The organism is Allobosea sp. 05T422_2, from assembly GCF_056396265.1.
In genome coordinates, this window is the sequence record NZ_JBFTLD010000253.1 from 1 (window position 1) to 9,919 (window position 9,919).

The 9,919-nt window shown below is 65.8% G+C and carries 10 protein-coding genes; 4 read left to right on the plus strand and 6 right to left on the minus strand.

The genetic code is table 11. From position 1 onward, the window contains the following. Window positions 1-68 precede the first annotated feature (68 nt). Entirely contained in the window at window positions 69-737 is a 669-nt protein-coding gene (locus AC1DJT_RS29470) for a GntR family transcriptional regulator (RefSeq protein ID WP_441506537.1), read from the plus strand. Window positions 738-846: 109 nt separating this feature from the next. Next, the gene (locus AC1DJT_RS29475) at window positions 847-1,431 is read left to right on the plus strand and encodes a biotin transporter BioY (protein ID WP_441506538.1); all 585 of its coding nucleotides are present in this window, start codon (window positions 847-849) and stop codon (window positions 1,429-1,431) included. Window positions 1,432-1,508: 77 nt separating this feature from the next. On the opposite strand, the gene AC1DJT_RS29480 is transcribed toward AC1DJT_RS29475, so the two are convergent. Next, window positions 1,509-2,144 (minus strand): NAD(P)H-dependent oxidoreductase, encoded by a 636-nt coding sequence (locus AC1DJT_RS29480; protein ID WP_476835432.1) that lies wholly within the window; start codon window positions 2,142-2,144, stop codon window positions 1,509-1,511. An 85-nt stretch (window positions 2,145-2,229) separates the two neighbouring features. On the opposite strand from AC1DJT_RS29480, the gene AC1DJT_RS29485 reads away from it, so the two are divergent. Beyond that, entirely contained in the window at window positions 2,230-3,126 is an 897-nt protein-coding gene (locus tag AC1DJT_RS29485) for a LysR family transcriptional regulator (RefSeq protein ID WP_476835433.1), read from the plus strand. Window positions 3,127-3,247: 121 nt separating this feature from the next. On the opposite strand, the gene AC1DJT_RS29490 is transcribed toward AC1DJT_RS29485, so the two are convergent. From AC1DJT_RS29490 to AC1DJT_RS29505, 4 genes are all read right to left on the minus strand, one after another. After that, window positions 3,248-3,505, minus strand: a complete 258-nt coding sequence (locus AC1DJT_RS29490; protein WP_441506541.1) for an exodeoxyribonuclease VII small subunit — start codon at window positions 3,503-3,505, stop codon at window positions 3,248-3,250. Window positions 3,506-3,566: 61 nt separating this feature from the next. Then, complete coding sequence (locus tag AC1DJT_RS29495) at window positions 3,567-4,031, minus strand: Lrp/AsnC family transcriptional regulator (protein ID WP_441489030.1); 465 nt, start codon at window positions 4,029-4,031, stop codon at window positions 3,567-3,569. A gap of 123 nt (window positions 4,032-4,154) precedes the next feature. Continuing rightward, entirely contained in the window at window positions 4,155-5,144 is a 990-nt protein-coding gene (locus AC1DJT_RS29500) for an NUDIX hydrolase (protein ID WP_441506542.1), read from the minus strand. A 34-nt stretch (window positions 5,145-5,178) separates the two neighbouring features. Beyond that, window positions 5,179-5,691, minus strand: coding sequence for a tyrosine phosphatase family protein (locus tag AC1DJT_RS29505; protein WP_441489229.1), 513 nt, complete (start codon window positions 5,689-5,691; stop codon window positions 5,179-5,181). 121 nt (window positions 5,692-5,812) lie between these two features. Here AC1DJT_RS29505 and AC1DJT_RS29510 point away from each other — a divergent pair, with 121 nt between their 5' ends. Next, window positions 5,813-6,373 carry a thioesterase family protein gene (locus AC1DJT_RS29510; RefSeq protein WP_476835434.1) on the plus strand — a complete coding sequence of 187 codons (561 nt, stop codon included), beginning with the start codon at window positions 5,813-5,815 and terminating at the stop codon, window positions 6,371-6,373. 18 nt (window positions 6,374-6,391) lie between these two features. Here AC1DJT_RS29510 and AC1DJT_RS29515 read toward each other — a convergent pair. Then, window positions 6,392-9,919: hybrid sensor histidine kinase/response regulator (locus AC1DJT_RS29515; protein ID WP_476835435.1), on the minus strand; the 3,528-nt coding region annotated here is incomplete at its 5' end.

Below are 9,919 nucleotides of genomic sequence, written 5' to 3' on the forward strand. Positions count from 1 at the left end.
GCGGCATCGATATGCGCCGGGAATCCGAAGCGCTCGACAGGAGATCACAACAAAATTATCTATAAAAAATGACCAGCGAACAGAAAGACACGCTCGCCATCCGGATCAGCCGCGCTCTGGCCGACCGGATCATCTCCGGAGCGATCGAGCCCGGAGCCCGCTTGCGCCAGGACCATGTCGCGGCCGAGTTCGGCGCCAGCCATGTGCCGGTGCGCGAGGCCTTTCAGAGGCTGGAAGCGCAGGGTCTGGCCGTCAGCGAGCCGCGCCGGGGCGTGCGGGTTGCCGCTTTCGATCTGCGGGAGGTCCGCGAGGTCGCGGAAATGCGGGCGGCGCTGGAGGTGTTGGCGCTGCGCCATGCCGCGCCACATCTGACCCGGGCGATCCTCGAGCAGGCCGAAGAAGCGACGCGCGCCGGCGACAAGTCGCAGGATGTGAGGTCGTGGGAGGATGCGAATCGGCGCTTTCACAAGCTGATCCTCGCTCCCTGCGCCATGCCCCGCTTGCTGGCTGCGATCGATGATCTGCATGCGACCAGCGCCCGGTTCCTGTTCGCTGCCTGGCGTTCGGAATGGGAGTCGCGCACCGATCACGACCACCGTGCTATCCTCTCCGCGTTGCGCGAAGGACAAATCGAGGCCGCGGCGGCGACGCTTGCGCGGCATGTCCAGTGGATTGGGACCAAGCCGGTTCGCACCTCCTCCGGTGGCACGCGCGAGGCCTTTTCGATCGTCGGATGACAGGTGCATGGCGGGAGGGGCTTGCATTCTTCGCCGCGATGTGGAGTCCATCATAGATCAGATTCATGAATTATAGATAATATGCATCTGATCACTGATGGAGATCGCAATGAACGCAATGACCTATGCTACGACGCAGCTGGCGGGCGGTCCGCTGCGCCTGAGCAGCCGCCCTGTCCTCGTGCAGGCGGGCGCCGTGCTGTTCGGAACCCTGCTCCTGGCGCTGGCCTCGCAAATCAGCGTGCCGATGGTTCCGGTGCCGATCACGCTGCAGACGCTGGCGGTGACGCTGATCGGCGCATTCTATGGCTGGCGTCTTGGCGCCGTCACTGTCCTCGCCTGGCTGTTCGAGGCGGCGCTCGGGCTGCCGGTTCTCGCCGGCGGCGCGTCCGGCCTGCCGCATTTCATGGGCCCGACGGGCGGCTATCTCTTCTCCTTCCCGATCGTGGCCGCCATGGTCGGCTGGCTTGCCGAGCGCGGCTGGGGCGGGAGCAGGCTCATGCGGTCCTTCGCCGCGATGCTGCTCGGCAATGCGCTCTGCCTGGTGATCGGCGCAGCATGGCTTGCGACCCTGATCGGCGTCGAGCGCGCGCTGCTCCTTGGCGTCGTCCCGTTCATCGTGGGGGCCGTCCTGAAATCCGCCTTGGGAGCTGCGATCCTGAAGGCCTCCAGCCGCTCGGAACAGGCAGGCTAAGCCTGCGGGCGGGTGTGCCGCGCTCCGGCTTCCGGCGCGCGGCAGCTCTGCCGTATCCAAGGCCGTGCAGGTCGTCGCTAACCTGTCGTCCTCGCGAGGCTGGTTCCGGCCAGCAGCAGGAGGCCGGCATTGGCGGCGTGCAGGGGCTGGATCGATTCCCGCGCTGGTTCCGTGMTGGGGCACGGAAGGCGGCTGATCCGGCCGGCATAGTGCTCTCCGGCGAGCTGCAGCGCCTCAGTGTCGGCCTTGCGGGTCTCGTAGATCAGAAAGGGTTCCTGCCAGGCGAGGCCGCAGCGATGGGCCGTCGCTTCCAGGGGGCGGAGAAGCTCGCGAAGCGAAAAGCGGTTCTGGCCCGCGGGCGTATAGGCCTCCGCAACATTGCCGGCGGTCGCGGCGATCAGGACCGGCTTGCCGGCGAGCAGGCGCCCTTCGTCCTGGTAGGCCAGGTAGAACATCCGGGTCAGCACCGCATCCTGCCAGGCTTTGAGCAGTGGTGGTGTCGAATACCACTGCACCGGGAATTGCAGGACGATCCGGTCTGCCGCGAGGAGGCGTGCGACCTCCGCATCGACGTCGATCACGCCATCTGAATACTGTGCCTGCATGTCGACGACGGTGATGCCCGGCAGTTCGGCAACGGCCTCGCAGAGGGCGCGGTTGACATTCGATGTGGCGAAATCGGGGTGGAACAACAGGATCAGGGTGTTGGGCACGGCGTCCTCCTTTGTGATGTGCAGAGGATGCGGGTGCCAACAAAATTACTCCAATGGATGATCGATATATCGTATTATCCATTTCATGAATTTAAGATCGACCGATCTCAACCTCCTTGTCGTCCTCGATGCGCTTCTGGACGAAGCCCATGTTTCGCGCGCCGCTGAGCGGGTTGGACTGTCCCAGCCGGCAGCATCCAGCGCGCTCGATCGCTGCCGGCATCTCTTCAATGACAGGCTCCTGGAGCGCGGCGGCGGGCAGATGCGGCTGACCGCAAGGGCGCAATCGCTCCAGAAGCCGATCAAGGATCTGCTGGCTCAGATGACAGCCTTGCTCGATCCGCCGCAGCCCGATCTCGCCACCTTGCAGCAGATTGTCCGGGTGGTGACGGCGGAGCTGCCGCCCGCCCTGCTGGCCGGAGGTTTGTATAGTGAGCTCGCGCGCACGGCCCCTGGCATCACACTGGCGCTCATGCCCTGGCGCGGTGCGCCGGAGGCGCTTGACGGCCTGGCGCGAGGCCATGCTGATCTTGCCGTCTCGGTCATCCCCAGCGTCGAGAAGGATTTTACCCGCAAGGAATTGCTGCGCGAGCGTTACGTCGTGGCGATGCGGAAGGAGCACCCGGCGGCGCTAGCCTTCGATCTGGATCGCTGGCTCGCCTATCCGCATGTTCTGGTTTCGGGCCGCGGCGAAACCTTCGGCGCGCTTGACGAAGCGCTCTCGGTCCTCGGCAGGAAGCGCCATGTCGGCATGGTCGTGCCGAGCTTCCTGATCGTTCCGCCGCTGCTGCTCGATTCCAACCTGATCGCGCTGCTGCCGAGCCGGACGCTCCCTCGGGATAGCGGCGAGCACTATGCGGTGCGGGAGCCGCCGATTCCGGTGCCGGGTTTTCCGCTCCATGTCGCCTGGCACAGGCGCAGTGACCGCGATCCGGCAGTGCAGCATGTGGCGGGGCTGATCGAGGCGCTGCTCTCCGCCTAAATCATCGGACCGGATATCGTATCCAGTTCGATGATCTAACCCTTTGTCTTTGCATCGGCTTTGCCCCGAAAACCGCAATCCACTTTTCGGGCCGATGCTTTAGCCCGCGGGCCGCGCCGGCTTACTTGTCGACGTCCAGCGGCGTCGTGCCGGCCGGTTTGCCGTCGGCGCCGAGCGTGATCTTTTCGATACGGGCCTCGGCCTGCTTCAGCAGGGCGTCGCAGCGTGCCTTGAGCGCTTCGCCGCTGGTGTAGATGTCGATCGATTCCTCGAGTGGCACGTCGCCGCGCTCGAGCCGGGCAACGATGCTCTCGAGCTGCTTCAGCGCCTCTTCGAAGGGCAGGGCGGCGATATCGGAATTGGTTTTGGCGTCGGTCAAGATCGGCGATTCCCGTTGGGCCACTCTTATCGGCTCTGGCCCTGTTCGCTGCAACCCTGCATCAGACCGGCAATGCGGAGGTCTTCTTGATCGTGCGCAGCGTCAGCGTCGATTGCACACGCGTGACGCCCGGCAGCTGGGTAATGATGTCGGTGTGGATGCGCTCGAAATCAGCGCTGTCGCGATAGATGACCCGCATCAGATAGTCATGCGCGCCAGCCAGCAGATGGCATTCCAGGATTTCGGGCAGATTCTGCACCGCCTGCTCGAACCCTTCAAGCGAGGCACGCCCCTGCTGGTCCAGCGTAACGAAGACGAAGGCCGTGCCGGGGAAGCCGGCGATCTTGTCGTCGAGCATCATCGCATAGCCGCGGATCAGCCCGCTTTCTTCCAATTGCCGGACGCGGCGCAGACAGGCGGACGGGGAGAGGTGAACCCTTTCGGCGAGGTCCGAATTGGTGATCCGCCCATCGGTCTGCAGGATGCGCAGAATGGTCCGGTCGCGGGAATCGAGTTCGATCGTCATGGCTTTGGCCCMTCTTGAGGGCGATGCATTGTCGCAAATTTCGTAAGAAGCAAGCAATTTTCTGCTCAGTTTCTCGGCTGTCGCGCTGATATGCACGACAACTCCCTTCGCATCCGCACAAAACTACCGCTCTCCTCCGAGGTTGCGCCCGCCGACGCGCAGGCCCGGAGCCGGCCTCTCGGCAATGACTTCTCGGCGATAGCGGAAGAGCGCGGCGGGGCGCCCGGCAGTGCGGGTCATCGTGCCAGTCGGCTCCACCAGCGCTGCGCTTTCGACCAGCCGCCGAAAGTTCTGCTTGTGCAGGTGCCGGCCCGAGATCGCCTCGACCGTGTTCTGCAGCGCGGTCAGGGTGAAGGCGTCCGGCATCAGTTCGAACACGACCGGACGGTATTTGAGCTTGGCGCGCAGTCGGCCGATCGCGGTCGCAAGGATGCGGCGATGGTCGAAGCGCATCGGCCGGCCCAGCAGGGGACTGGGGGAACGCGGCAGTGCATCGGGGCGCCGGTCGCGTAGCGCCTCATAGGCGAGCCCGGCATCGTAGAGCAGTTCGTAGCGCTCGAGCGTCTTCTCCTCGTCCCAGGGCACGCCACCGAGCCCGAAGCAACTTGCGATGCGCTGTTGGCGCGACAGGGCGCGCCGCTCCTGCTCCGCGCGTTCGGCCGCCTTGTCCTGCGCCCAGTCGTCGAGCTGCGGCAGGATGGTCGAGTCGAGGACCGCCGGGCGGCCGGCGCGCCAGTCCTCCCAGGGAAAGAAGCCATACCAGGGCTGGAATGCGACCTGCTCAGGCAGGGATGGCGCACGGGTCAGCGCGAGATAACCGACCGAGACGACATGGGGGCCGGTATCGCGGATCTCCGCCTGCCGCCCGCGATCCCCGAACGTGTAGAGCTGTTCGACATAGCCGAGCGACAGCGCGGTCTGGTCCGCAACCCAGGAGCGCAGGCCGATCTCGAAGGTGCGATGCGCCAGTGGGTCGAACGGGCCGTAGGGGAGGCCCGGCGTGGCGTCTCCGTCGTGACCCTGCGCCGTCAGGATATGCGGCTGGTTGCCGGTGAAGGCGACGATCGCTGCCGCGAGGCCGATCTCGATGGCGGGGGCTGTGACTTTGGGCATGTCACCACCACGATGCAGCAAGGCCGGCGCCGCCTCAATCGAGATCGATGCGGAACGGAGTGCCTTCGAACGCGTCCGCACCCCGGCCGATGCTCTCGATTGCGGTGGTCATGCGACCGGAGCGTCCGAGGATCTGGTCTGCGATCGAGACGAGCCGGGCGTTGGGCGTGGCCGAGGCAGATGCGCTGCGCAGCGCAAGCGCAATCTCCGCCTCGTCACGCTGGGGCCGCAGGGCGCAGGTCGCGATGTAGGCCGCCGCGGTCGAGCGGCTGATGCCCGCCCAGCAGTGAAACACGATCGGCGCGGCGCGGTCCCAGTCGCGGATGAAGCTCAGGAAGCGCTGGACATGGTCCTCGTCGGGCAGGACATGCCCGTCCAGCGGCGCCGTGATGTCCGACATGCCGATGAAGAGATGCCGCTCGGGCAGAATGCCGGCCGGGCGTTCCACGACCGTGTTGACGTTGATCAAGGTCACGACATGGCTGGCACCGACCGATGCGACCGTCTCGTGAAGCCGGGCGAGGGACGAAACATGGAGTGTCGGCATGGCGAGTTCCGCTGCAGGACGTGCGAAAGAGTGGCGCGAGTCGGTGACGATGATATGGCCAATCGTCGCGACATCGGGAACGGGGCGCGCCGTCTGACGGCGACACTCCACAGGAGCCTGCATGAACCTCTGGCTGCGCCTGCTCTGGCTTCTTGTCACCACGCTCTTMCGATCCAGGCTGAAGCCACCTTTCGACATGTCGGTCCTGCCGTTCCGCGTCTGGTTTCACGATCTCGACACCAGCCTGCACATGAACAATGGCCGCTACTGGAGTCTCATGGATCTCGGGCGGACCGACCTGATGCTGCGTACCGGGCTCTGGCGCACGGTGCTGCGTGAGGGCTGGGTGCCGGTGGTCAATGCCGGGATGATTCGTTTCAGGCGTGAATTGCGCCTGTTCCGCCCCTTCGCGCTGGAGACGCGGATCCTGTGCTGGACCGAGAACTGGCTGGTGATGCAGCATCGCATTCTCAGCCGGGGGCGCGACGGCACGGAGATCGTCGCTGCCGTGGCGCTGGTGCGAGCTGCCCTCTACGATCGTGCGACCAGGAGCTACGTGCCGGTGACCCGCATTCTCGCCGATATCGGAATCAGCGCCGAGAGCCCGCCGCAGAGCGCCGAGATCGCGGCCTTTCTCGCCTCGGAGGAGGCGATGCGCCAGGCCGGCGCCGCCGAGCGCTGAGTGGGGCAGGTCTCCCTGCTATTCAGCGGCGAGACGCATCGCGCGCCATTGCGCAAGCAGGGCGCGGAGTGCTCCGGGCTTCAGCGGCTTGTTGAGGATATGCACGTCGAAGGCCGCAGCGGCCTCCCGCACTTGAGGCGAGCGATCGGCCGTCAGCAGGATCGCGGGAACGCGCCTGGCGGAACGATCGCGCAAGGCCGCGATCGCGCTCAGCCCGTCGCCATGGTCGAGATGGTAGTCGGCGATGATCACGTCCGGCATGCCGTGGGCCTGAACCTGCGCAAGCGCTTCGTCCAGTCCGGGCGCTGTCGCGACGGCACAGCCCCATCCTTCGAGCAGGCGCTTCATGCCATCGAGGATCGTGGGTTCGTTGTCGATCGCCAGGAGCTTGAGGCCGGCCAATTGCCCCGCAGGCGTCGGGGGCGGGGTGCTGCTGGTCGCCATGGCCGGAAGCGGCGCCGTTCGCGGCACCATCACCGAGAACCGCGTCCCGCGCCCTGGCGTGGAGGTCAGGGTGAGCTTGTGGTCGAGCGTGCGGGAGATGCGTTCGACGATTGAAAGCCCGAGCCCGAGGCCACGGGCGACCTTGGCCCCTTGATCGAGCCGCTGGAACTCGCGAAACACCGTCTTCTGCTTGCTGGCAGGAATACCGAGGCCGGTATCGAGCACTTCGATCGAAACCTGATTGCCGCGACGGCGGCAGCCGACCAGGACCTTGCCGTTCGGCGTGTATTTGATCGCGTTCGATATCAGGTTCTGCAGCAGCCGGCGCAGCAGGCGCCGGTCCGAGCGCAGCGCGACGGAGCTGGGCGAAAACACCAGCTGCAGCCCCCGTTCCTGAGCGCTCGGCTCGAATTCGCGCTGGAGCTGGCGCATCAGTTCGTCGAGCCTGAAACTGGTCAGTTCCGGCTTGAGTGCGCCCCCGTCGAGACGCGAGATCTCCAGCAGTGCCGTCAGGATTTCCTCGACCGCGTCCAGCGACGCATCGATATTCTCGGCGAGTTCGGGGCTGGTGGCGATCCGGTCACGCTCGACCAGTGCCGTCGCATAGAGCCTCGCGGCATTGAGGGGTTGCAGCAGGTCGTGGCTAGCGGCGGCCAGGAAGCGCGTCTTGGACGCATTCGCCTCCTCGGCTTCGGCCTTGGCGCGCTGAAGCTCGGCGTTGACGTKGAGAATTTCCTCGGTGCGTTCGGCGACGCGTCGCTCGAGACTTTCATTGGTCCGCTCGAGCTCTTCATGCGCGGCGACGGTCTCGGTGATGTCGGTATAGGTCGTCACCAGGCCGCCATCGGGAAGCGGATTGGAGCGGATCTCGATGACCTTGGTCGAGGGAAAGAGCTTGAGCCGGACTGGCTCGCGGTCATTGACAAAGCTCTCGAGCCGCGCGGCCATCAACTCATCCTGCTCGCCATCGCCATAGGCGCCGCGGGCAGCATTGAAACGGACGATCTCGTCGAGCCCGGTGCCGAACCGCACCAGCGACTGCGGCAGGTCATAGAGTTCGATGAAGGCCTGGTTCCAGGCGAGCAGCCGCAGGTCCCGGTCGAGCACGGTAATGCCCTGGCCGGCATGGTCGAGCCCGTGCTGCAKAATATCGCGATTATACTGCAGGGCCGCCGAAGCATCATCGAGCAGCTTGAAGGCGGCTTCCGTCGACAGGTTTCGGCGGCGCAGCAGCAGGGAGAGCACAAGCCGTGAGGATGCCGCGCCGATGGCCGACGAGAGCAGATGCTCGCCGAAGCGCAGCATGTGGATGTCGGCCTCGCGATTGCTGCTGCTGGCAACCTCGCCACGCCCGATGGAGAAGCCCTCGAATGCGCGCTGCGTCCGCTCCTGGCCGAGATAGCGACCGATGGTCGATTGCAGCTCGGCCTCCGTKACGCTGGACCGCCAGAGCGAAAAGGACTGGGCCATCGTTGCGCGATCGGAGGTGACGAAGGAGTTGGCCTGCAGGCGCTCCATGGCATTGGCCGGTCGCAGCAGGGAGAAGCCGACATAACAGAGAAGGTTGAGGCCGAGGCTCCACAGCACGCCGTGCGGCAGGGCCGGCAGATCGAGGCCGAGCAGGGCTTCCGGCCGCAATGAGGTGATGCCCAGCGGCCCCTTGGCCACGATCTCGCTCCAGACACTGGTGGGGTATGCGAGGCTGGGGACCAGCAGCGTGTAGGCCCAGGTCAGCGTGCCCGCCGTCAAGCCTGCGACGGCGCCGAGCGCGGTGCCGCGCCGCCAGAGCAATCCGCCGAAGAATGCCGGCGCGATCTGTGCGGTTGCCGCAAAGGACAGGAGCCCGATCGAGACCAGCGCCGCTTCACCTGCCGCACGGTAATAGGCGTAGCCCATCAGGATCACGGCGAGGATGGCGAAGCGCCGGATGATCACGACCTGCGAACCGAGGTCGCCGCCGGTCGGGCCGGAACGCAGCGATCTCGGGATGGCCCGGTCCGGGTCGCTCAGCAGGCCACGGCCGCGCACCAGCAGCGGCATGACGAGATGGTTCGAGATCATGATGGCGAGCGCCACCGAGGCGACGATCACCATCGCGGTCGCGGCGGAGAGCCCGCCGATGAAGACGAACAGCGCGAGCCAGCCTGCACCCCGCTCCAGCGGCAGCAGCAGCACGGTCATGTCGCGATCGATGCCGCTTCCCGGCATCAGCAATTCGCCCGCCGCCGCCAGCGGCAGCACGAAGAGATTGATTAGGACGAGATAGAGGGGGAACATCCAGGCGGCGCGGCGGACGTCGCCCGGGTCCCGGTTCTCGACGATCGTCATGTGAAATTGCCGCGCCAGCAGCAGCGCGGCGAAGGACGAGAGCAGCGTCAGCGTCAGGAAGGTTGGCCAGCTCGAGGTCCGCTCCCAGATCGGAGGCGCCCCGTACGGCATCTTCGCCGCCCGGGCGAGGAGGTCTCCGAAGCCATCGAACAGGCCATAGGCGACGAAGATCCCGAGCGCGAGAAACGCCACGAGCTTGACCAGCGACTCGGCCGCAATCGCCAGCACCAGCCCGTCCTGGTGCTCGGTTGCATCGATATGGCGTGTGCCGAAGGCACAGGCGAAGCCGGCGAGCACCATGGCGACGAGGAAGGCGAGGTCGCTGAGGACCGGGACATCCGGCGTCAGCGCCTGGCCGCCGGTTGCGGTCAGGAACACCGAAAGCGAATTCGCGACGGCCTTGAGCTGCAAGGCGATGTAGGGCAGTGCGCCGATCACGGCGACGAGACAGACGAGCGCGGCCACCCGCTCGCTCTTGCCGTAGCGCGCGCCGACGAAATCCGCGATCGAGGTGATGTTCTGCGACTTGGCGATCTCGACGATACGCGTGACGAAGCGATAGCCGAAGCCGATGACCAGGATCGGCCCGACATAGATGCCAAGGAAATCGAAGCCGGCGCGATTGGCGAAGCCGACGGAGCCGTAGAAGGTCCAGGAGGTGCAGTAGACGCCGAGCGCCAGCGCATAGATCGTCGTGCGCGCCGGCCCGCCCATCAGCTTGCGGCCGAAGGTATCGGCAGCGTGCGCGATGGCGAACAGCACGCAGAGATAGCC